We start from the raw sequence: 22,192 nt of genomic DNA on the forward strand, positions 1-22,192 counted from the left end.
CAATAATCGCGTGTTTCATGCTCCCTTATATTTCTCACTCGCAAGATCATGAAATAAAAATGAATTTTGGGATTGCTAAAACAGATATTACTTATGAGTCTGAAATTAACAATGAGAAGAAAAAGGGGGTAAAGATTGATTTCAATTATATTCGAAAAATATCTCCATATTTCTACATAGGTACAGGTCTTGGATTTATCCAAAATGGAGATAAGTATGATTTTTTCATGACCAATGAAAATGGAGAAGCAGTCGGAGTTGAGAAGGTAAAACAGGAATTTAACTATGTTAATCTCCCGATTTATTTTGGCATTAAGTATGGAAAAAACTTCTATTTTTTCACTGATATCGGTGTTCTCCCTGCTGTACTTATTCAATCAGAAGTAAAATCTGATCTTCAACAATGGAATACCAATCTATATGATCAGGTTGACAAATTTGATGTATCTGGAAAAATTCGAATAGGAGTGGGTAAGCATTTTTCTGATAAAATTTCAAGTGATCTTAATATAGGTTATCAGAAAAGTTTAAAGAGAATTGACTTGAATAGTGATAAATTACGGCATGTAGGATTTTTGATAAATATTGGAATTTCTTATAAACTTTCTGGAATTAAGGACGGTCACTAAGTATTATACTTTAGAGATCCTAATCTTGGAATGGCATCTTTTAGCGTCCGTTTGAGTTGAGTTTTTAATCACCTATGGACAGATCTAGATTAAACATATATGTTAGAAGAAAGGCTTCTGACAGTTTGATAAATGAGCTATGATGACTTCTAGGAAGAGTCTCAAGGTATCATTTGCTCTGTAGAGGTCTTTGCATAATGAAAGTATCTTCTTTCAGGAAGGTAGCTGATTCATATACCAACTAGTTAATTAAATAGCAATTTTCTTTATAGAGAAAGAAAAGGAAGTTCCTTCACCTAGTTTAGAGTCTACAGTGATAGAACCACCTGTATTTTCAATAATCTTTTTTACTGTGGGTAAGCCTATACCAGAACCTTTCACTCCAAAGCGATCTTTATGCGATGCCGTTTTAAACAGGTTGAATATAGATTCATAGTCCTTTTCCGGTATTCCAGGGCCGTTATCTTTTACATAAAAATGATAAAAATTATCATCTTCATGGTGGCCTATTTCAATTTTAATTTCATCTTTATCATTATACCTAATGCTATTGTTAATTAGGTTGAGGAATATTTGGTCCAGCTTAGTACGGTTAAAATAGATTCTTTTGTCAGGGTGATTGATATGAAAATTTATTTCAAGACCAATTTCTGGCTGTATGGAGGAGTTTAAGCTGTCGAAATATTCGGTTAGTAAAATAGATTTATAAGAAGAGGCATCATTTTCATTTTTATAATACCCCAAAATACCATCAACTAATAGTTTAAGCTTTTTTGCAGCATTATTACTGAACTTAATTAGCTCTCTGATTTCTTCTGGCAAACTAGATTTGTCAGAATTCAGAAGTAAATCATGACTGAGTAGTATATTGGTAAGTGGAGATTTTATATCATGAGTAACGACCATAGCAAAGCTCTCCAAATCTTCATTTCGGTTTTCTAGATGAGTTTTTACAGCTTCTAACTCTAGATTTTTCTGTCTCAGCTCTAAGAGTTTCATTACATTTCTTGAGAGCATTTTAAGGGCTGTTTTTTGCTCTTCAGTAAGTGTTCGCTTTTTATTATCTATAATGCAAATGGTTCCTAAAATGTGCCCATCATGAGTTACAAGAGGCACACCAGCATAAAAAATAGCTTCAGGGTAGTGGGTAGTAATAGGATTGTTCTTAAAACGAACATCATTCCGTGAATCTTCGATAATAAAAAGTTCTTGTGCACTACTTATAGTATGCGTGCAAAAGGAATAATTCCGAGGTGTCTCTTTGATAGAGAGACCATAAGTGGATTTAAACCATTGTCTTTCTTTATCTACAAAAGAAATGAGAGCTATTGGAGCTTGACAGATAATGGAAGCAAGGTATGTAATGTTGTCATAGTCAGTTTCCTTGGATGTATCCAGAATTTTAAATTTTTCAAGAGCTTCAACCCTTTTAATTTCCTTTTCTGAATTGTTAATCATATTACCCCGGCAGTGGTTGTAGTGTACAATTCTATATAAATAAAGCACGAAATCAAAATTTAAAAGTATTTTTGGATAACTCATTTGAGTTTAGTTTAAGTTATATATGAATGAATATTTTATTGAATTAAGCTTTTGAGAAATATTGTGGCTATTTATATAAGTTTTAAGAGTTAAGTTTTATATGAAGATGGAAATAGGGATAAGCACCTTTGCTGAGAATACGAAAGATCCTGAAAGTGGTAAAATGCTGAGTCCGGAAGTAAGGCTCTCAAATTTGATGGAGGAAATTGAGCTGGCTGATCAGGTAGGGTTAGATGTATACGCAATAGGAGAGCATCATAGGCCAGATTTTATAGTTTCATCACCCGCCACAGTATTAGCGGCAGCCGCGGTTAAGACCAAGCAAATTAAACTATCTAGTGCAGTATCAGTGATTAGTTCAGATGATCCTGTGAGGGTATTTCAGCAGTTTGCTCATGTAGATTTATTGAGTAAAGGTAGGGCTGAGCTGATGGCAGGAAGAGGTTCTTTTACCGAGTCCTTTCCTTTATTTGGAAATAATTTGCATGAGTATGATTCTCTCTTTTCAGAAAAACTAGACCTGTTAAATCAGCTCAATGAAAATGAAATGATAACATGGTCGGGCAAGCATCGGCCTCCAATTCACAATAGAGGTGTATATCCCAGGCCTTATCAGAAGAAGTTGCCAATTTGGGTGGCAGTAGGAGGTACGCCAGAGTCAGTTATTAGAGCTGCTAATATGGGGTTGCCACTGGCATTGGCTATAATCGGAGGTATGCCAGAGCATTTTGCTCCATTGGCAGAGCTTTATCGTCAAGCGTACCAAGAAGCAGGGCATGATCTCAATCAATTACAGATGGCTGTTCATTCTCATGGTTTTATAGGTGATGATAGCAAGAAAGCCGCTGATGATTTCTTTGGGCCTTATGCTGTAATGATGAACCAAATAGGGAGTGAAAGAGGCTGGCCGCCCATTACCAGACAGCAGTATGAAGTTTCCAGGTCTGCAAGGGGGTCTTTATTAGTGGGAGACCCGCAGCAAGTGATAGATAAAATACTCATGGAGCGTGAATTACTCGGTATCACTCGTTTTCTTATGCATCTTAGCGTTGGTACTATGCCTCATGACAAAATGATGAGAGCGATAGAACTGTTGGGGACGGTGGTGGTGCCAGAAGTAAAAAAGGCATTGAAATCTTAAGAGTTCAATGCCTTAGAGTATATCTCAAAAAAGAAAAGCCTAAGCTTTCTTTACAAATTCAGACTTAAGAGCCATAGCTCCGAAACCATCCACTTTGCAATCAATGTTATGATCACCATCCACTAATCGGATGTTTTTTACTTTAGTACCAGCTTTAATAGGCTTTGGTGCCCCTTTAACTGGCAGGTCTTTAGCGATAACTACATCATCACCATCTTGTAGAAGATTGCCGTTGGCATCTTTCACTACCGGGCCAGCAGTCTCAGCTGCAGCTTCTTCTGGGTTCCACTCGTGGCCACATTCGGGACACATCATTAATACACCGGTAGAGTAACCAAACGGTGACTTACATTCAGGGCAAGTGTTTGTTTCAGACATGTTATAAAAATTAGGAGCGCAAATCTACTGAAATAATTGGAAGATAAGAATCTTGAATGAAGCGAATGTGCTTTCCTGGTCTTGGAGGTGCGTTCAATGTAAGGATTATGGTTTAATAATAGATTAAGTTCTTTTTACTTTAATTCCTCTATCTCGTGTTTACTCATTACTATTAGCCTAAACTTTGAACATTATTTAATAATGTTTAAAGTTTAGACAGGGATATGGTGATAGTCCATTATTATTTATATCCGTAGGATAGTAAATGAAATTATTTATTTGCTAGTACGTAGAGTTTCAATACCTACTACTACAGTACCAGTTGATTGTACAAAGCCTTCCCATTTTGGTATTGGAAGTTGACCTAAGGGAGGTACATCAATCATTAAAGGGTCATATGCAGTAATTACGGGGTTGTACCAAGTATGAATAATGCTTCCTAATTGATCAGACTCTGTAGTATAAGTTACCTGCATATTAGAACTTTTAGTTGACGTTGAGTTTGAGCCAAGACCCGCACCAATCTTAACAATTTTAAAAATATCGGCCCCTACTTCTGCTTCAAAATTACTTCCTTTAGTTGTTTCTGCAGAAACAGTTCTGGTAATTTGAGTTGAAGGATCATATTCTTCAACTTGTATGTGCCATCTATCTCCATATAATTGCATATCCCATGGTACAATTTGAATCGCTGGATTAAAAATATATTCAATAGCTACTTTCTCTACCTCTTTTTCAAAGCAATATTCTTTTCCTGGAATTGGAAAAGGAAATTCCTTGCAAATAGTTTCATATTCTGTATTATATAAATTTTCAGGATCTAAGATAAAAGTCTTTGTCGTAACTGATAGCTGATCAGAAGCACCTATAAAAAAAATATTAAAATGCAGTTCTAAATTACCTTCAGTCCAGTCGTCAGTTATTGTTTCTAAAACATTATAACTCTCAACCTTCAAAGAGGTAATAGCTTCTGTGTAATTTTTATTAAATTCCCCTCTATTAATCTCATCAGATGGAGATATATCATAATAAATGTAATCTTTTTGGTAGCATGTGTTGCAGGTTGGATTATTCAGTGCTTTAGTATACGCAGCTAATACTTTGGGATCAGGTTGAAGCATTTCCCTTTTATTGCTGTTGTAATTATCTCTTATATCAACTAAAGGATTTGTAATATATGAATAATTGAAATCGTTTGAATTATACGACATCATATTATTCTGTGCGTTATGAGATAAAACTAAATTCTCATTTTGTTTTAAAATAATAACTGGAAAGGTTGGTCGAAATTCTATAGATTGTGTAAAGGAAAACCCATCTGCAGCGGTATAATAGATCTCATTATTTTCTTTTGAAAAAGCAATAAGTGGCAGAGGGTCATTTTCAGTATCCCAATTATCGGCAGAAAATTTATGTAAACTTGGCACAAGTAATGTTAATAAGGGTTGAGTCATAATAGCACTTAAAATTTGAGGATTTTCTTTATTAAGTTTTTGCTTTACCGTCTCCCCTGTTAATGTTGATACTGATAACAAATCTTGAAATAAAACATTATAATCTCCATCAAATTTTTCTAAAGATCGCTTTTTCATGTATTTTCTGACATTTGAATCTTTCATTAAATCCGCTAGTACTCCAGAGATTGATTCGAACTTATAATTGAAACTATTCGCATTTGAAGAATCAAAATTTGCCAATTCATTATCTTCTCTACATGCACATAAAATTAAAAAGCAAAATAAGATTGTGTAAATATTTTTCATTATAGAATAATTATTGTTTTTAGGCTTAAAATTAGTTTTTTTATTTAAAAATAAAATGATAAAATATATTTTTGAAGTAGTTCTAAATTGCTTTTCATACATACAAGAGGATGTCTTAAAACAGCAACCTCATGCTTAGGACATTAGGTTTTAAATTTTAATGAGTCTAAATTCAAAAATTTATTAGATTAGAGACAAGTTTTGTGCAAGGGCATACCATTTCTGCTGTTTTTATAACTCAATTCAAACAAAATATTTAAAATTTTCACAAAATCACCTTTTGGTATTGTGAATATATTTTAATGTTAAACCAAATGATTAGAATAATCATTGCTGAGAGTTTCAAAACAGATAGTAATATTTAGAGTGATAATTACTCTGATCGCAGGTTGTATAAGAGAATTTCATTGGTTGTATAATACAATTATTTACAACATAGCTTTACACGAATCGAATTTCTAAAGTTTTTTGGATCAGACCATCGCATACACCATATTTCGAAAATAGGAAATATTGAACGAATCGTTTATATATCAAGAGTTACAATGTTGGGAGCAGGATGAACTAATTAATGCTATGCTGTCGATAATAAAATGATAGTCATGGCTACAAGTTTGATGGCAGAGAATAGAATGTGATTAATGGCTGAAGATCTATAATTATAAAACATTCTAATCAGTTGCATCGTACAAGATTCTCGGCTTTAGTCTTTGGTTGCGGGAAAGTCTAGCCCAATATGGTCCGATTAATAAAAGCAATGACTATTTCTAAATTTCCGCAACTTGCCATTTTTATTGGTATACTACTCCTGTTGTTGTAGCATCATACCGAGTTAAAGCAATTGCTATAAGGTTTATTGATAAATGTATTTAAGGATGACCAAATATAGCTTCAATTGATTAAGGAATAGCGATATAACTGAGAATGGAGGACTTTTGAAACTGCAAACATCGGCAATATGTCTGGCTAGGGTATAGAATTTGATATAAGATTTACCTTATGAGAGATATTAATCTTATTGTAGTCAAAGAAAAGCCTGATAATTCTACGGAGTTGTCAGGCTTTTCTTTTATGTAAATAGCTATAACGAAATAGCTAGCAGTGATGCCGATTTTTATATATAGGGATGTTAGTAATAGGTGTTTGAAGAATGTTTTTATGTGAAATAGTCTAATACTTCTGGTATTATTGTCACGAATTACATGTTGAATAATTAGTAAATGGATCTTTATAAAATCAATAATAATTCTTTAGAAGAAGTTAAGCATATACCCTTCAAGCTCGAAAAGGATATTCAGGAGCTGGTAGAGCAAAATTTGCAATTACTTTTTAATTTGGAGTTTGTTAAGAGTGAGTTTAAGCTTAATAAGCTAAGGATAGATACTCTTTCATTTGATAATCAAACCAATTCCTTTGTGATTATTGAATATAAAAAAGTTAAAAACTACTCTGTAATAGATCAGGGTTATTCTTATCTATCCTTAATGCTGAATAATAAAGCTGATTTTATTCTTGAATACCAGGAGCAGACCGGTAAGCCTTTAAAACGTAATGATGTGGATTGGAGTCAATCCAGAGTGATCTTTATTTCCCCTCAGTTCACTCCTTATCAGAAGCAAAGTATAGAGTTTAAAGACTTGCCTTTTGAGTTGTGGGAAATCAAACAATATTCAAATGCTACGATAGCTTTAAATCAGCACAAACCTAGCAGTCAGGAAAGTGTGAAAGCTATTACAGCTGCATCTTCTGATGAGCGAATGCAAGATGTGAGCAGAGAGATAATAGTATTTACAGAAGAAGATCACTATCAAAAAGCCAATTCCGAGATTAGAGAGTTGGCACTTAGTATTAAAGATCGTATTCTTGAATTTGATAATGTGGAAATTAACCCAGTTAAGCAGTACATAGGCTTTAAATTGGAGAAACGTTTAATTACTGACTTTGAGATTCAAAAAACGAAGTTAAGGTTGAGGATTAATCTGAAAAAAGGACTACTTGATGACCCTAAGCACATGTTCAGAGATGTTTCGGAAATAGGACACTGGGGTATTGGAGATTATGAAGCTGTTATCACTCCCGAAAGTGATTTAGACTACATGATGAGCTGTGTTAAACAAGCTTATAATCATCATAAATAGGCATTATTTTTATTTTAATCTAAATATAGCATTCTGAAAGAATGTACATCTATAAAGGCAAAAGGGCAGGAAACATTTACCCATTCTCATTAAATCATCTAAGAATCTCAACTTTTTCAAGGACAAAACCTCTATCTTCTTGTTACAGGATTAATACAGATTGATATTATTTGACTAAATCAAAGGATATGATAACGAGAAGAAAATTTGTAAATAGAGCAACTGCCGGAGCAGCAGCAATGGCAGTATCTCCTTATATAATGGCCAATGGTAAGGTAAATTTAGAGAGTTTAGGTTTTATGTCTAACCCTTCTGATAGAACAGCAGGTGGGAAGTACCGTCCTCCTTTTAGTTTTGGATTGGGTGGTGCACCACTTGGCGGCACCAGTGGCCTTTTGGTAACAGATGAGGAGGCACGACTCACTTTGGAGAATGCCTGGGAGTCAGGCCTGCGCTATTATGATACTTCACCATGGTATGGTTTGGGGCTCAGCGAAAGACGTTTCGGCCATTTATTGCACCGAAAGCCTAGGGAAGAGTATGTAATTTCTACAAAAATTGGCAGGATACTTACTGCTGCACCTAAACCAGCTAAGACTCAGTGGGCTCAGCCAGATTCTTTTGATTACAAGTACGACTATTCTGCTTCAGCCACTCGTCGATCAGTGGAAGATAGTTTGCAGAGGTTAGGAATATCATCAATAGACATTGTTTTTATTCATGATCTTTCTCCTGATAATGGAGATATGAAAGATAACTGGACGCAGTACTTTGATCAGGCGGCTAAGGGAGCAATGCCAGAACTAGTGAAAATGCGTGAAGAGGGCATTATAAAAGGTTGGGGTATGGGTGTGAACACGCTGCCTCCTATTTTGAAAGCGCTGGAAGTAAGTGATCCGGATGTGCATTTGGCTGCTTGTCAATATACCTTAATGGATCATGAAGAGTCTTTAGAGAAATTGTTTCCCGCTATTGAGAAAAGTGGCAACTCTATAGTAGTAGGCTCACCGCTCAATAATGGCTTTTTAGCAGGGGCAGATCGGTATAATTATGGGCCAAAAATACCTGAAGGGTTCAAAGAAAAAAGAGCCAAGATGGAAAAGATAGCCAAAGCTCATGGAATAGATCTTCGCACAGCTGCGCTACAGTTTTGTGCGGCCCCTAAGCAGGTTTCTAGTGTAATACCAGGAGCGAGAAAGGCAAATCAGCCGAAGGAAAATGTGGAGTCTATGAAGGTGAAGATACCGCTAGATTTTTGGGCTGAAATGAAAAAGGAAGGTCTCATCGCTGAGAAGGCTCCACTATTGAGTTAAGAGACATTTATTGAACATATTTAATTAAGGCTAAGGCATTTATGTTTTAGCCTTTTTTAGTTAAAAGAGTAATGTTCTTAGGAACATAAGTCTTTTTCACGTGTTAATTAAGTGTATAGACTAAATAGATATAAAATAAATATAGATTGAAATGAAGAAGATACTGATAATAGGTGCGAACGGACAGATAGGGAAGATTTTGACGAATAAAATGAAGGATACTGGAGATTTCACCCCCGTAGCCATGATCAGAAAGGATGAGCAGAAGAGCTATTTTGAAGACTTAGGAGTAGACACTAAGTTGGTGAGCCTGGAAGGTGAGGTTGAAGATATAGAAAAAGCCGTGGAAGGGCTTGATGGAGTTGTTTTCGCCGCAGGTTCTGGAGGAAGTACAGGACAGGATAAGACTTTAACGGTAGACTTGGATGGTGCCGTAAAAGCCATGGAAGCGGCTAAAGCTAAAGGCGTGAAAAGATTTGTTATGGTAAGTGCCTTGGGTGCAGATGATCGTTCTTTCTGGGATAAAAGCGGTATAAAGCCTTATTATGTGGCAAAATACTTTGCAGATAGAACTTTAAAAAATATCGGCCTTGATTATACTATTGTAAGACCTGGTATGCTTAAAGATGGTGACGGAACAGGTAAGATTACCTTGCAAGATCCTATGTCTGCAGAAAGCGTGAAGAGAGAAGATGTGGCTGAAGTAATTTTAGCTGCTCTACAGCAACATAACACAATAGGCAAAGTGATTGAATTCAATAATGGAGAAAATGAGATTAAGGAAGCAATAGCAGCCGTTTAATCCATTCAATTTTATTAGGCAAGATTCAATGGAAAAGCAGTACTGAGCGGTCGGTACTGCTTTTTTGTTGCCATTGTAGAGAGTGGAAAGGGGCTTTAATTATTGAGTCTGAAAATCTTTTTCTTCATTTCTCTGAAGGCTTTTACTATCAAGGGGGCACCATTCCTTAAACAGGAGCATTATCCTGTGTTTGATTGCGCTAATCTGTGTGGAGATAGAGGCAATAGGTATATTCCTGTAGGTCACATCCGTAAAGGTGAATATGACGATGGCTCTTTAGGGGAATTATTTATAGATATGGATAAAAAAGGAGCATCTTTCTGCTTTATATTAAACTGTTTTACCATAGCTGTGCCATAAGGCTTGCAGTATGGATTGTCTTTACAGAAGTATGTAGATCGCTTTACCTTCACCAGGTTAGAACCTGCGGATAGCTTGCAGCACCTTAATATTTAGCCTGCTACTTCATTGCTAGATTATTTATTCTGTTTATTAGATTATAAATATCTCAACCAAACAGGCCTGGTAAACGTACAGAAGAAAAATAGCTATAGTAAAGACCATAGCATAGCCGAATCATCTTGCGGAATAGAAGGGTGCGAGATGAGTGCATTAAGAGTATCACAGTCCATAAAAGACACGTATGTAGGTGAGGTGTTTGATGAGTCGCAGCATGCGCTGGACAGTATGATGGCAGTTGCACCGATATGTGATGATTTTGGATATACGGTACAATCGGGTACTTGTTAAGTGCCTAAACTGTGGTAATAGCTTAGGATGTAGTTAAGGTTTCATATATAGAGGGTGCCTTAATCACGGGTTATTTAAAAGTTGGTTTTGTGCTTCTGGTACACTCTTCATTTGAAAGAAAATAAATTTTATGACGAAAGATAACAATGGAAAAGAACAAGCAGCAGTGATGAAGGGAATTCTTGCTGTTAAAGAGAAAATATACCTTACACCTCATTATATAAGGATTATTCTCAGCGGAGAAGATATTCAAAAATATGAATTAGCTCAGGTAGGTGATAATAACAAGATTATTTTACCTAAAGATGGAAAGGTAACGCTCCCGGAACTCGGAGGTAAAGGGGATAGTTCAAAAGGGCTCATCAGAACCTATACGCTAAGAAGTTTAGACTTAGAAAAAGGGGAGATGGCCGTTGATTTTGTAGCACATGGAGATAGCGGTCCTGCTTCTAAATGGGCTGCAGAAGCACAACCTGGCGATGAGTTGGGGGTATTAATGAAGCAGAAAAACAAAAAGCTGTTTCCATTGGCCGACTGGTATTGTATTACCGGTGATCATACTGCTCTGCCTGTTATTAGTGTTATGCTGGAATCATTGCCAGCCGATGCTCAGGGAAAAGCAGTAATAGAAGTACATAGTGAAGCAGATAAATTAGACCTTAAAAAGCCAGATAATATGGAAGTGGTGTGGACTTATAATGAGGCTCCTGGTGAGCACACTACATTAGTTCCTTATTTCAATGAGCTGGAAATACCACAAGATGGTAGTAGGTTTATTTTCGCTGCGGCTGAATATAATGTAGTTAAAGAAATTCAAGAAATCCTGAGGACAGCAGATAATCTTCAGAGGAGTGAATGGCAATCTTATTCCTACTGGAAATATGGGCAGGCAGAAGATGATTCTGCTAAAAAAAGAAGCGAAGTTGCTCATAGGGGAAATTGATTTTGAATCTATTGCTTTTGCTTTCTTTTTAGAATAAAGCGGGCTTTTTTCTAAAAGTTGGAATATGTATTAGTATAAAATAGTTAATAGGAGATGCGTCAGTAAGGACAAATCTCCCATTTTCGTTTATAGCAATCTCTCCGTTAAGCGGGCTCTATTTCAAACCCAACTTTTTTTATAGCATTAGTTATATCATCCGCTGATGCTCCTTCGGAGTCAACGGTCAGAATCTTATCTGGATTATCCAGATCAACTTCCCAATGTTTGATGCCATTAGTACCATCGAGGCTTGGAGTTACTCTTTTTAAACAAGCACCACAATTTATATTAGTTTTGAATTTCATGGTTTCCATATCTGTTCATTTTATAATTTAATACTATTTAATCTTAAACTGTTCAGCACTACAGATACTGAGCTAAAGGCCATGGCTGCTCCGGCAATCATTGGGTCTAATAAAAAACCATTGATAGGGTAGAGCAGTCCTGCTGCAATAGGTATACCAATCAGGTTATAGATAAATGCCCAGAATAGGTTTTGTCTAATGCCTTTTACCGTTTTGTCCGACAGCTTGAGCGCCTTTGGAATGTACTCTAGGTCAGACGTAATTAAGGTCATCTTAGCTACGTCCATGGCTATATCTGAACCATGACCCATGGCTATGCTCACATCTGCCTGAGCTAGGGCATGGGAGTCGTTTATTCCATCGCCCACCATAGCTACTATTTTTCCTTTCTGCTGAAGTTCTTTTACAAAATCGGCTTTTTCAGACGGTAACACTTCTGCTTTAAAATCTGTAACTCCTACCTGCCGGGCTACGGTTTGTGCTGTTTGCTGGTTATCTCCAGTAAGCATAAATACTTCTAGGCCCATATCTTTTAACCTTTCAATGGCTGAGGCAGAACTGACTTTAATCTGGTCGGTGATGGTGATAACGGCGAGTATCTGTTGCTCATCAGCAAAGAAAATGACGGTTTTGGCTCCATTTTGCCATTGATCAATAGAAGTTTCTAGTGATGACTCTAAAGCTATGCCCAATTCATTGATCAACCTTTGGCTACCCACATAATAAGTTTGTCCATTTTCAGCCTTGGCTTTCACTCCTTTTCCTGTTATGCTTTCAAAATCAGTAATCATAGCAGAAGTCACTTGGTCTTCTTTCAAATGATTAACCACTGCACTGGCCAAAGGATGTTCCGACTGTGATTCAATGGCCAACAAAATAGAGGCTTCAACTTCATTCTCCCACCTGATATCTGCTACTGTAGGTTTTCCTTGGGTAATGGTACCTGTCTTGTCCAGTATCACAGCATTGACTTTATGTGCCATTTCCAGACTTTCAGCATCTTTAATCAATATGTTATTCTGAGCACCCTTACCCACACCAACCATAATGGCCGTAGGAGTGGCAAGGCCTAAGGCACAAGGACAGGCAATCACTAAAACCGCTATGGAAGTAAGCAAGGCATGGGTGAACGCATCTTGCTGTCCTAAGATCATCCAAGTGATGAAGGTGATGAGTGAAATGGCGATAATAGTAGGCACAAATATGCTGGCAATCTTATCTGTAAGCTTTTGAACAGGAGCTTTGCTTCCCTGAGCCTCTTGTACCAATTTTATAATCTGAGAAAGTAAGGTTTCTTTACCTACTTTTTCTGCTGTAAACTGGAAACTTCCTTTTTGATTCACTGTACCAGCAAAGACTTTCTGGTCTTTTTCCTTAACTACCGGCACAGGTTCACCAGTGATCATGCTCTCATCTACGTAAGAGCTTCCTTTGCTCACGGTGCCATCTACTGCTATTTTTTCTCCGGGTTTAACGATAAGTGTGTAGCCAGTTTTTACCTCAGATATAGCAATTTCCTGCTCAGATCCGTCAATTATGACTCTTACAGTTTTTGGTTGTAACCCCATCAACTTTTTAATGGCCGTTGAGGTGCTTGATTTGGCTCTTTCTTCTAATAACTTCCCTAAAGAAATGAAGGTGATAATCACTACTGCCGCTTCATAATAAACATGAGGTGGTATGCCATGGCTAAGCCAAAATTCAGGAAAAAAAGTATTAAAAACGCTAAAAAGAAAGGCAATACCTGTACTTAGCGCCACCAAAGTATCCATGTTGGCTTTTGCGTGCTTAGCCTGCTTCCAGGAGTTGATAAAAAAGCTTCTGCCAAAATAGAATAGCACTGGAATAGCAAGTGCCAAGGAAACATATTTTCCTGGCTCCCAATCCATAAAGAACATGCCAATTACAACAATAGGAATAGTAAATATAGCAGACCATATGAGTCTGAATTTTACTTGTTGATAATGCTTTTGCTTTACTTCTTCTTGAGCCTCTTCACGGTTTTCGGCATCAATTATTAGGTCAAACCCTACACTTTGAAGGGCCGCTTTTAGGTTGGAGCTAGGTGTGGCTTCATTATACTCTACCAAAACAGAATTAGTAGCTAGATTTACGCTGGCCTTATTTACGCCTTCAGTATGAGACAAAATTGACTCTACGCTGGAAGCACATGAAGCGCAACTCATGCCTTCCACAGGAAAGGTCTCTTTTTTTATTTTATGATCTAATGTCAATGTTTCCATGACGTCTATTTTTAAACTTATGGTACAAATATCAACAGATCAAGAAGAGAATATATTATAGTATTTTGTGTTAGTGTTATGATATTTTGTTGGGGGGGTGATGTCTGAGGAGACACAGACATCGGCTTGAGGTATTGATGGGGCTTATTGCTCACATAAAACCGTCATTCCGGCCGCAGCGTAGCGGAGAGCCGGAATCTTAACGTTCGGTTTTAGCACTGTCTTCATAACCCTAAATGTCTCCTCTGCGGAAGGAGGGGTTTCGGTAAGGTGAGTCTCTAAATTCCATCCAAACTTTTATGTCCTGGTTTATGCATTTGTCGGAAGGCGGTAGGAGTCATGCCGGTTTCTTTTTTGAATTGTGTAGAGAGGTAAGCAACGCTGCTGTAGTTCATTTTATAGGCTATTTCTGATAAGGATAGCTCATCATAAAAAAGGTATTCTTTCACCTTTTCAATCTTTTGCTTGGCAATAAATTTTTCGATGGTAATGCCTTCTACTGATGAAAAAAGCCTGCTGAGATGGGAATATTCATGATGTAACTGTTCTGAAAGGTAGGTGGAGAAGTTCTCATGTAAGGCTTCTTCTTTATGGTGTATCTGATCTATGATTAGGCTTTTGATTTGAGAAATAAGGCTTGATTTTCCTGATTCAAGTAATTCAAATCCCATTTGACTGAGGTTGGTTTTTAGTTCTTCTCTGATAGAATCAGTCAATTCTTTATCTAAATCTACCTGTCCGAGCTGTATGTTTTCAGTATGAAGGTTAAGTTGATTGAATACTCTTTCTACCGCGCTTATGCAACGAGGGCAAACCATGTTTTTTATATATAAGGTTGATTTACTCATGCTTATCCGCTTTCTATCGTTTAGTGTATCAAAATTAATGGTATTAGCTGAAAAAGCCTTATTCTTTAAACAAAGGATGGTGTCAATTTGTCTAATATATAGACAGTGACGGAATGGAATCATACATTTTATAATCTGTTTTTTAAAATTTTAAATTAACTTAGAAATCATACTGAAAATGGAAAATATAGAAGGAAAAGTAGTTGTGATTACTGGTGCTAGCAGTGGTTTTGGGAAGATAAGTGCTGAATATTTATCTGAGAGAGGTGCTCTTGTGGCTTTAGGAGCTAGAAGTACTGATAAAATAGAGAAATTAGCCAAGGAGATCAACGATAAAGGAGGCAAAGCTATAGCTGTTACCACTGATGTAAAGGACAAGGATCAAGTGAAAAAGCTAGTGGATGAGGCAGTTAAAGAATTTGGGAAAATTGATGTAATGCTGAACAATGCTGGAATTATGCCACTTTCTCCTCTTGAGAATCTTAAAATAGAAGATTGGGATAGTTGCATTGATATTAATATCAAAGGAGTGCTATATGGTATTGCCGCAGCACTACCTCATATGAAAGAGAAGAAATCAGGCCAAATCATAAATGTATCCTCAGTGGCAGGTCATACGATCAGCCCGGGAAGCGCAGTTTATTCGGCTACCAAGCATGCTGTAAGGGTCATTTCAGAAGGTTTAAGACAAGAGGTGAAGCCTTATAATATTAGAACTAGTATTATATCTCCAGGAGCTGTTGATACCGGCTTGCCAGGTAGTGTCACTGATGATTCCGTATCAGGAAATGTCAAAGATTTCTATAAAGATACCGCTATATCGGCCGATTCTTTCGCCAGGGCATTGATCTATGCAATCAGTCAGCCGGAAGATGTTGATATTAATGAAATTCTATACAGACCTACTAAGCAGAAGCTGTAATATAACTTATTTCAGGTGTTCATTAATTTGAACAGAGCCCATCTCCAAATTCATATTAAGGGGATGGGTTTTTCTTTTTAAGAGAATTGAAATTTACCCAATCCTCAGGGGTGTCTATATCTATTTGCCCTTGATCAAATTCCACGAGCTGGGGAGGTGTGTTTTTGATGATTTGTCGAGCTCCTTTATCTCCTTGCAGTTTTTTTAAGTCGTTGAAATGATCTTTGCTGAAAATGGCAGGAACGCCAGCAATATTATTATAAAAGCTGGCGGTTATAGATTTATGGCTAGTGATGTGGGCTTTGATGAGCTTATTAAAATAGTCAGTGTTTACTAATGGCTGATCAGATAGAAGTATCAGGATATGCTCTAGAGAGTGGTTGCTTGCCGCTTCTTTCATGGCTATGCTCAGGCTTGAACCCATACCTTTCTGCCATTCATTATTGAAGATTATTTTAAAGTTTTTGGGATCTATTGCCTTTTTTATTTCAGCTGCATTTGCTCCTAATACCAGTATGGAGGAGAAGGAAGAGATGGCATTAGCTTCATTGATAGTATGCTGAAGAAGTGGTGCTTCGTGGTAAGGTAGTAATTGTTTTGGTTCTCCCAGTCTGCTCGAAGCACCAGCTGCCAATATTATTATTCCTATATTGTGAGCAGAGCCTTCCATCTTGTTCATATATTTACTTTTCTCAAGGCGTTCACAGCGTCAGTAATGTCTTGTATAGCTATGTCAATATCTTTTGCAGACGTGAACTTACCAATGCTAATTCGTATAGCTGATAAGGCTAGTTTTTCCGGTATATGCATTGCTGAGAGTACATGAGAAGGTTCTACTGTATTAGAAGTACAGGCCGAACCTTGTGATATGGCTATGTGCTTTAATTTTCTGATCACTTTTTCTCCCAATACTCCTTCAAATACAATATTAGTTATGTAGGGAGATCTATCTGTCTGGTAGCCATTAATTTTACTTCCTGTAATAGCTAAAATGCCTTTTTCTAGCTTTTTTTGAAGCTTCTTCACTCTTGAGTATTCTTCATTCAGACTATTTAAGGCTAATTCACAAGCTTTACCCATGCCTACTATTCCTGGTACATTGAGGGTGCCGGGGCGTAAACCTTTTTCCTGAGTTCCACCACTCAGAAAAGGCTTTAACCTCTTGGTCATTCTTTTTGCTATATAAAGTGCTCCTATTCCTTTGGGCCCGTATATTTTATGAGAGGAAAGGGCAACTAAATCAGCTCCAGATTCTTCAATGTTGAATCCGATCTTACCTACAGCCTGAGTGGCATCTACCACTAGGGGAAGGTGGTGTTTTTTTGCTATTTCACCGATGGATTTTATGGGATGAATTACTCCAGTTTCATTATTGACTGCCATAATGCAAATAAGCTCAGTATTTGGCTGAATTGCAGCTTCTAGTTCATTGAGGTCTATGTTGCCTTTTTCGTTTACGCCTAATAGGGTTATTTCTGTACCCGAATTTTCCAAGGTTTTGCAGGTGCGCAAAACAGCGTTGTGCTCGGTGGCGCAGGTGATGATATGGCCTTTGTTTGATGCCACGCCCTGAAGAGCAATGTTGATGCTTTCTGTAGATCCAGAAGTAAAGATGATTTGCTTAGACTTTGCCCCAATTAATTCAGCCACCTGTTCACGAGCGGTTTCTACAGCCTCTTCAGCATCCCATCCATAAACATGTGATGCACTAGAGGCATTGCCAAAACTTTCTGTAAAATAAGGGAGCATGGCTTGAAGTACCTGTGGGTCTACAGGGGTGGTGGCACTATAGTCAAGGTAAAGTTTTTTGTTTTTCGTGTCCATGCTTTAGCTTCTTGGCGCTTCTTGCAAATCTAGCATAGAAGTGTAACCTAAATCGATTCTAATCAAAGGAAAATCAAAGTTTTAAATTATTTAAACGACTGTAGTAGGCTTCTGTTTAATTTTTCCGCTTGATGTTACCTGGTTATCAGGTGTTTGAAATTGCATACCTTCAGTGGTTGTAGTACTTTTACTTAAATTTTTAACCAATTTATAAAGGTATCTATGAATAAAGGATTTTTAATGTTTTTCGCTCTCTTGCTTCAGGTGGGTGCTATTCATAGTCTCTATTCGCAGGAAAGGACTATAACCAACCTTACAAGTGGGTGGAAATTTCATCGAGGGGAAGATGAGAAGGCGTATCAAAGTGACTTCAATGATTCTAAGTGGGAGTCGGTGTCTGTGCCTCATGACTGGGCTATCTATGGTCCTTTTGATAAGGAAGTAGATAAGCAGGTGGTGAAGATTGAGCAGAACATGGAGGAGAAAGCTACTGAGAAAACAGGTAGAACAGGAGCCTTGCCTTTTACAGGGGTGGGCTGGTATAGAACTACTTTTAAGTATGCTGGCCAATCAGATAAGCAGCTGCTACTTACTTTTGACGGTGCCATGAGCAACGCTAAAGTGTATCTCAACGGAGAGTTAGTAGGTACCAGGGCTTATGGTTACAGCTATTTTTATTTTGATATCACTAATAAGGTGAAAAAAGAGGGTGAAAATGTGCTGGCTGTTCGTTTAGAAAATCATCCATTCTCATCCAGGTGGTATCCTGGTGCAGGCTTATATAGAAAAGTACAGCTGATAGAAAAGAGTAAAACCAGTTTTAAGCACTGGGGGCATTATATTACTACTCCTTTGGTAGAAGAAAAAGTGGCCCGTGTAAATATAAAATCGAAGGTGCAAGGCAATGACTTGCGCATAGAAACTGAAATAATGGATGCTAACAATAAGGTGGTGGCATCTCATGAAGAAGCTACTCAGTTTGATGATGAGTTTGTTCAAAACATATCTGTTTCAAATCCTCACTTGTGGAGTCCTGAAGATCCGTATTTGTATCAGGCTAAACTTAAGTTGTATGAAGGTGATGAGCTTAAAGATGTTCAAACCATAAAGTTTGGAATTAGAAGCATAGAATATACAAGAGATAGAGGTTTTGTTCTTAACGGGACCCCTACCAAATTTAGAGGCGTTTGTTTGCATCATGACCTGGGGCCATTGGGTGTAGCTATAAATAAGGCGGCCTTAAAAAGGCAACTGACTATTTTGAAAGATTTAGGTTGTAATGCCATTCGTTCGGCTCATAATATGCCTTCTTTGGAGCAGCTTGAGCTTTGTGATGAGATGGGCTTTTTGTTTGTAGCTGAGAGTTTTGATGAGTGGAAAAAGCCAAAAGTAGAAAATGGATATAATCTGTACTTTGATGAGTGGGCTGAAAAAGATGTAGTGAACCTAGTTCAGGCTACTAAAAATCATCCTTCTATTGTGATGTGGAGCGCAGGTAATGAAGTGCCTGATCAGTGGGGTAATGAAGGAGTGAAAAGGGCCAAGTGGCTGCAAGAGTTATTTCATAGAGAAGATCCTACCAGACCAGTTACAGTAGGTATGGATCAGGTGAAGGCGGTGATGGAATCTGGCTTCGGCGCACTTTTAGATATACCAGGACTTAACTACAGAGTACATTTGTATGAAGAGGCTTATGATAAATTCCCGCAAGGGTTCATTCTTGGATCAGAAACAGCTTCTACGGTGAGTTCCAGAGGGGTTTACAAATTCCCTGTAGAAAAAGGCGTGATGAAACAGTATGAAGATCTGCAAAGTTCTTCTTATGATTTAGAATATTGTAGTTGGTCTAATTTGCCAGAAGATGATTTTGTGTTGCAAGATGATAAGCCTTGGGTAATAGGGGAGTTCGTGTGGACAGGATTTGATTACTTGGGTGAACCTACGCCTTATGATGAGTTCTGGCCATCTAGAAGTTCATATTTTGGGATGGTAGATTTAGCCGGTATACCTAAAGATAGGTATTATCTATACCGAAGCAGATGGAATACTGAAGATGAAACGTTACATATATTGCCTCACTGGAATTGGAAAGGCCGTGAAGGCGAGGTTACTCCGGTATTTGTGTATACTAACTATAATACTGCTGAGCTGTTTGTAAATGGAAAGAGCCAGGGTAAAGTCACTAAGAATGATTCTACAAAGCAGGATAGGTATAGGTTAAGGTGGATGGATGTAAAATATGAGCCAGGCACATTGAAAGTGGTGGCCTATGATGATAATGGCAAGGCTGTAGCCGAAAAAGAGATACATACAGCTGGTGCTCCTCATCACATTGAGTTAAAAGCAGATAGAACCGTACTAGACGCGAGTGGAAATGACATTAGTTTTGTTACAGCCACTATTGTAGATGAAAAAGGAAATCCGTGCCCAACCGCTGATAATCGATTGAATTTTAAAGTATCAGGAGAAGGAGCCTTCAGGGCTGTTTGCAATGGAGACGCTACTTCTTTAGAAGTATTTCATAAGCCAACCATGAAGGCTTTTAATGGAAAATTAGTAATATTGGTACAGTCAGGTGAAAAAGCCGGTGCAGCTAAGCTTACTGTTAGTGGAAAGGGCCTTAAGAAAGCCACTACTACGCTGGAAATTAAGTAAATGAAGACATTGATATAGTTCCTTTTAGCATTAAAAAAGCCCGTGAATAGCGGGCTTTTTTACTTTATGGTCCTTTTAGTCAAAATAATTGACTCTCTATTTCATCTACGCATTTTGCTTTAGCAGATCTATCAGTTGCTGCTTATTGGCTACTCCTGATTGTCTCCATACGGGTTGTCCATTTTTAAAGATAATGAGCGTAGGTACTCCGCGTACCTGATACTGCTGAGCAATAGGCTGATTTTTGTCTACATCTATTTTGATAATTCTGGCCTTACTCTGCACTTCTTCAGCCACTTCCTTTAATATAGGGGCTTGCATTTGACAAGGGCCGCACCAATCGGCATAGAAATCTACCAATACGGGTTGCTCGCTGTTAATGATATTTTTGAAATTGCCTTTCATAATCTATATGGTTTTTCCTATGCGCCTTTAAGCATAAGCTTTATTAAAACTGTCTTTCAATTCTTTTAACAGAGATCTTTGATGGTCGTTTAATTTTTCCGGAAGTTTTACCTGTAATTTTACATAAAGATCTCCATTGCCATTTTTTCCATATTTAGGCATCCCTTTTCCTTTTAGTCGTAGCTGCTTGTCGTTTTGGGTGCCTTCAGGAATATTAATGTTTACTTTGCCTGTGAGGGTCGATATTTCTTGCTTTCCACCCAGTAAAGCTGTAAATAAGTCAATGGAAACGTTTATATATAAGTCATCTCCTTGGCGATTATAGTCTGGGTTAGGCAGTATCTTGATGTTTAGGAATAAATTGCCTGCCTGGCCACCGATTCCTTTTTCTCCCTTACCTTTAACTCTTAGCCTCAGGCCATCATAGGCTCCCGGCTTGATTTTAACTTTTATTTTTTGATCTCCCAGGTCTACTATACGCTCGGTTCCAGTGTAGGCTTCCTGAAGTGATATGTGGATGTCTCCACTCAGGTCACTGCCAGGTCTGCTGCTATTGGTATTAAAACCATTAAAACCTCTGCTATTATCAAAACCGTGTGAGCTGCCTCCAAAGAACGATTCGAAGAAATCTGAAAAGCCGCTGCTTCCGAAAATATCCGAAGCGTCACCATGGGAATTATAGCTATACTTGCGGCCACCACGCCTTTGCTCTGAGTGGCTCCTTCCTCTGGTATTAGGATCATAACCAGTTTGCTGATACTGTTTCCAGTTAGCGCCTAGCTGGTCGTAAAGCTTCCTCTTTTCAGGGTCACCCAATACTTCATTGGCTTCACTAATTTCCTTGAATTTATCCTCAGCAGCTTTATCATCAGGGTTTTTGTCTGGGTGATATTTAACGGCCAACTTTCTATAAGCTTTTCTGATCTCCTCCTTAGTGGCAGATTTGCTTACTCCAAGTATTTTATAGTAATCCTTGTATTCCATGTTCCATTTTTTTAGTGACAGAAGTGCTTGAGTTTTACCCCTTTTATTGTTGTTGAAAGGCATTAGGCCTTATCATTTCCATAAGGCCTGTTGTTAATGCTCCAAAAGGATTGCCTAACAGACGGCTATTATTTTTCTGGTACTTTCCAGATTCTTGTTTTTGCCCACTCTTATGGTTAACAAGCCATTTTTTATGGAAGCGTCAATTTTTTCAGGATCAGCATTTGCGGGTAGCATAAATATCCTTTGAAATGATGCATAACCATATTGTTTTCTCATCCAATGGCCTTCATTTTCTTCTTGATGATACTCTTTTTCCGAAGAAATAATTAGGCAGTTGTTCTCTACTTTTAGCTTTATATCTTTTTTATCTACACCTGGAACAGCTACAGAAGCTTCGAAAGCTTTATCTTTATCGTCGATATTCACTGACGGAACAAGGCCTGCTTCTTCAGATGAATTCTTGTTGTTTTGCTTACCAATAAGCTTACCAATGACATTTTGATATACTGGTTTTAGATTTTTTGTCCATTTAAACAAGTTCATGATAACCTCCTGATTAAAGTTT

At 37.5% G+C, this 22,192-nt stretch carries 21 protein-coding genes; 10 read left to right on the top strand and 11 right to left on the bottom strand.

Annotated features, from left to right (window positions below; translation table 11 throughout):
• The first annotated feature begins 59 nt into the window (after positions 1–59).
• On the top strand, positions 60–629 hold the full coding sequence (locus JL102_RS15920) for an outer membrane beta-barrel protein (protein ID WP_202245419.1): 570 nt from the start codon (positions 60–62) through the stop codon (positions 627–629).
• A 249-nt stretch (positions 630–878) separates the two neighbouring features.
• On the opposite strand, the gene JL102_RS15925 is transcribed toward JL102_RS15920, so the two are convergent.
• Positions 879–2,087, bottom strand: a complete 1,209-nt coding sequence (locus tag JL102_RS15925; RefSeq protein WP_202245420.1) for a GAF domain-containing sensor histidine kinase — start codon at positions 2,085–2,087, stop codon at positions 879–881.
• A gap of 190 nt (positions 2,088–2,277) precedes the next feature.
• On the opposite strand from JL102_RS15925, the gene JL102_RS15930 reads away from it, so the two are divergent.
• A complete protein-coding gene (locus tag JL102_RS15930) occupies positions 2,278–3,312 on the top strand; it encodes an LLM class flavin-dependent oxidoreductase (protein ID WP_202245478.1) in 1,035 nt (344 codons plus the stop codon).
• A gap of 39 nt (positions 3,313–3,351) precedes the next feature.
• Here JL102_RS15930 and JL102_RS15935 read toward each other — a convergent pair whose 3' ends face one another.
• Both JL102_RS15935 and JL102_RS15940 read right to left on the bottom strand, forming a co-directional pair.
• On the bottom strand, positions 3,352–3,690 hold the full coding sequence (locus JL102_RS15935; RefSeq protein ID WP_202245421.1) for a zinc ribbon domain-containing protein YjdM: 339 nt from the start codon (positions 3,688–3,690) through the stop codon (positions 3,352–3,354).
• 275 nt (positions 3,691–3,965) lie between these two features.
• Entirely contained in the window at positions 3,966–5,555 is a 1,590-nt protein-coding gene (locus JL102_RS15940; protein ID WP_202245422.1) for a hypothetical protein, read from the bottom strand.
• A gap of 1,118 nt (positions 5,556–6,673) precedes the next feature.
• Here JL102_RS15940 and JL102_RS15945 point away from each other — a divergent pair.
• The 6 genes from JL102_RS15945 (at position 6,674) to JL102_RS15970 (ending at position 11,399) form a co-directional block, all read left to right on the top strand.
• On the top strand, positions 6,674–7,591 hold the full coding sequence (locus tag JL102_RS15945) for a DUF5655 domain-containing protein (protein ID WP_202245423.1): 918 nt from the start codon (positions 6,674–6,676) through the stop codon (positions 7,589–7,591).
• Positions 7,592–7,779: 188 nt separating this feature from the next.
• The gene (locus tag JL102_RS15950) at positions 7,780–8,904 is read left to right on the top strand and encodes an aldo/keto reductase (RefSeq protein ID WP_202245424.1); all 1,125 of its coding nucleotides are present in this window, start codon (positions 7,780–7,782) and stop codon (positions 8,902–8,904) included.
• A 151-nt stretch (positions 8,905–9,055) separates the two neighbouring features.
• Positions 9,056–9,706: an SDR family oxidoreductase gene (locus tag JL102_RS15955; protein ID WP_202245425.1), complete on the top strand. Its 651-nt coding sequence runs from the start codon at positions 9,056–9,058 to the stop codon at positions 9,704–9,706.
• Between the two features lie 102 nt (positions 9,707–9,808).
• On the top strand, positions 9,809–10,066 hold the full coding sequence (locus JL102_RS15960; RefSeq protein WP_202245426.1) for a hypothetical protein: 258 nt from the start codon (positions 9,809–9,811) through the stop codon (positions 10,064–10,066).
• Between the two features lie 108 nt (positions 10,067–10,174).
• Positions 10,175–10,456 (top strand): hypothetical protein, encoded by a 282-nt coding sequence (locus tag JL102_RS15965; protein WP_202245427.1) that lies wholly within the window; start codon positions 10,175–10,177, stop codon positions 10,454–10,456.
• A 130-nt stretch (positions 10,457–10,586) separates the two neighbouring features.
• Positions 10,587–11,399: a siderophore-interacting protein gene (locus JL102_RS15970; RefSeq protein ID WP_202245428.1), complete on the top strand. Its 813-nt coding sequence runs from the start codon at positions 10,587–10,589 to the stop codon at positions 11,397–11,399.
• A 143-nt stretch (positions 11,400–11,542) separates the two neighbouring features.
• Here JL102_RS15970 and JL102_RS15975 read toward each other — a convergent pair whose 3' ends face one another.
• From JL102_RS15975 to JL102_RS15985, 3 genes are all read right to left on the bottom strand, one after another.
• A complete protein-coding gene (locus JL102_RS15975; protein ID WP_202245429.1) occupies positions 11,543–11,752 on the bottom strand; it encodes a heavy-metal-associated domain-containing protein in 210 nt (69 codons plus the stop codon).
• 11 nt (positions 11,753–11,763) lie between these two features.
• Positions 11,764–13,986, bottom strand: coding sequence for a heavy metal translocating P-type ATPase (locus JL102_RS15980; protein ID WP_202245430.1), 2,223 nt, complete (start codon positions 13,984–13,986; stop codon positions 11,764–11,766).
• Between the two features lie 278 nt (positions 13,987–14,264).
• Entirely contained in the window at positions 14,265–14,834 is a 570-nt protein-coding gene (locus JL102_RS15985) for an AraC family transcriptional regulator (RefSeq protein ID WP_202245431.1), read from the bottom strand.
• 178 nt (positions 14,835–15,012) lie between these two features.
• Between JL102_RS15985 and JL102_RS15990 the strand changes: the two genes are divergently transcribed.
• Positions 15,013–15,756 (top strand): SDR family oxidoreductase, encoded by a 744-nt coding sequence (locus JL102_RS15990; RefSeq protein WP_202245432.1) that lies wholly within the window; start codon positions 15,013–15,015, stop codon positions 15,754–15,756.
• A gap of 55 nt (positions 15,757–15,811) precedes the next feature.
• Here the strand turns inward: JL102_RS15990 and JL102_RS15995 are convergent, their stop codons facing one another.
• Both JL102_RS15995 and JL102_RS16000 read right to left on the bottom strand, forming a co-directional pair.
• On the bottom strand, positions 15,812–16,435 hold the full coding sequence (locus JL102_RS15995) for a nucleotidyltransferase family protein (RefSeq protein ID WP_202245433.1): 624 nt from the start codon (positions 16,433–16,435) through the stop codon (positions 15,812–15,814).
• On the bottom strand, positions 16,432–17,580 hold the full coding sequence (locus JL102_RS16000) for a cysteine desulfurase family protein (protein WP_202245434.1): 1,149 nt from the start codon (positions 17,578–17,580) through the stop codon (positions 16,432–16,434). Before JL102_RS16000 ends, JL102_RS15995 begins: the two co-directional genes overlap by 4 nt.
• Before the next feature lie 222 nt (positions 17,581–17,802).
• On the opposite strand from JL102_RS16000, the gene JL102_RS16005 reads away from it, so the two are divergent.
• Positions 17,803–20,235 carry a DUF4982 domain-containing protein gene (locus tag JL102_RS16005; RefSeq protein WP_237390618.1) on the top strand — a complete coding sequence of 811 codons (2,433 nt, stop codon included), beginning with the start codon at positions 17,803–17,805 and terminating at the stop codon, positions 20,233–20,235.
• A 105-nt stretch (positions 20,236–20,340) separates the two neighbouring features.
• Here JL102_RS16005 and trxA read toward each other — a convergent pair whose 3' ends face one another.
• The 3 genes from trxA to JL102_RS16020 all read right to left on the bottom strand — a co-directional run bounded on the left by trxA (position 20,341) and on the right by JL102_RS16020 (position 22,170).
• Positions 20,341–20,640: a thioredoxin gene (gene trxA, locus JL102_RS16010; RefSeq protein ID WP_202245435.1), complete on the bottom strand. Its 300-nt coding sequence runs from the start codon at positions 20,638–20,640 to the stop codon at positions 20,341–20,343.
• A gap of 27 nt (positions 20,641–20,667) precedes the next feature.
• Positions 20,668–21,624, bottom strand: coding sequence for a DnaJ C-terminal domain-containing protein (locus JL102_RS16015; RefSeq protein WP_202245436.1), 957 nt, complete (start codon positions 21,622–21,624; stop codon positions 20,668–20,670).
• 114 nt (positions 21,625–21,738) lie between these two features.
• A complete protein-coding gene (locus JL102_RS16020) occupies positions 21,739–22,170 on the bottom strand; it encodes an Hsp20/alpha crystallin family protein (RefSeq protein WP_202245437.1) in 432 nt (143 codons plus the stop codon).
• Between the last annotated feature and the right edge of the window lie 22 nt (positions 22,171–22,192).

The organism is Fulvivirga sediminis, from assembly GCF_016757215.1.
Taxonomy (GTDB): Bacteria; Bacteroidota; Bacteroidia; order Cytophagales; family Cyclobacteriaceae; genus Fulvivirga; species Fulvivirga sediminis.

Coding starts and splice junctions, on each gene's coding strand:
- JL102_RS15920 (WP_202245419.1), top strand. CDS start 60: ATGAATTTTGGGATTGCTAAAACAGATATTACTTATGAGTCTGAAATT.
- JL102_RS15940 (WP_202245422.1), bottom strand. CDS start 5,555: ATGTATGAAAAGCAATTTAGAACTACTTCAAAAATATATTTTATCATT.
- JL102_RS16005 (WP_237390618.1), top strand. CDS start 17,803: ATGAATAAAGGATTTTTAATGTTTTTCGCTCTCTTGCTTCAGGTGGGT.
- JL102_RS16020 (WP_202245437.1), bottom strand. CDS start 22,170: ATGAACTTGTTTAAATGGACAAAAAATCTAAAACCAGTATATCAAAAT.
- JL102_RS15925 (WP_202245420.1), bottom strand. CDS start 2,087: ATGATTAACAATTCAGAAAAGGAAATTAAAAGGGTTGAAGCTCTTGAA.
- JL102_RS15950 (WP_202245424.1), top strand. CDS start 7,780: ATGATAACGAGAAGAAAATTTGTAAATAGAGCAACTGCCGGAGCAGCA.
- JL102_RS15945 (WP_202245423.1), top strand. CDS start 6,674: ATGGATCTTTATAAAATCAATAATAATTCTTTAGAAGAAGTTAAGCAT.
- JL102_RS15970 (WP_202245428.1), top strand. CDS start 10,587: ATGACGAAAGATAACAATGGAAAAGAACAAGCAGCAGTGATGAAGGGA.
- JL102_RS15955 (WP_202245425.1), top strand. CDS start 9,056: ATGAAGAAGATACTGATAATAGGTGCGAACGGACAGATAGGGAAGATT.
- JL102_RS15930 (WP_202245478.1), top strand. CDS start 2,278: ATGGAAATAGGGATAAGCACCTTTGCTGAGAATACGAAAGATCCTGAA.
- JL102_RS15985 (WP_202245431.1), bottom strand. CDS start 14,834: ATGAGTAAATCAACCTTATATATAAAAAACATGGTTTGCCCTCGTTGC.
- trxA (WP_202245435.1), bottom strand. CDS start 20,640: ATGAAAGGCAATTTCAAAAATATCATTAACAGCGAGCAACCCGTATTG.
- JL102_RS15975 (WP_202245429.1), bottom strand. CDS start 11,752: ATGGAAACCATGAAATTCAAAACTAATATAAATTGTGGTGCTTGTTTA.
- JL102_RS15990 (WP_202245432.1), top strand. CDS start 15,013: ATGGAAAATATAGAAGGAAAAGTAGTTGTGATTACTGGTGCTAGCAGT.
- JL102_RS16015 (WP_202245436.1), bottom strand. CDS start 21,624: ATGGAATACAAGGATTACTATAAAATACTTGGAGTAAGCAAATCTGCC.
- JL102_RS15995 (WP_202245433.1), bottom strand. CDS start 16,435: ATGAACAAGATGGAAGGCTCTGCTCACAATATAGGAATAATAATATTG.
- JL102_RS15935 (WP_202245421.1), bottom strand. CDS start 3,690: ATGTCTGAAACAAACACTTGCCCTGAATGTAAGTCACCGTTTGGTTAC.
- JL102_RS15980 (WP_202245430.1), bottom strand. CDS start 13,986: ATGGAAACATTGACATTAGATCATAAAATAAAAAAAGAGACCTTTCCT.
- JL102_RS16000 (WP_202245434.1), bottom strand. CDS start 17,580: ATGGACACGAAAAACAAAAAACTTTACCTTGACTATAGTGCCACCACC.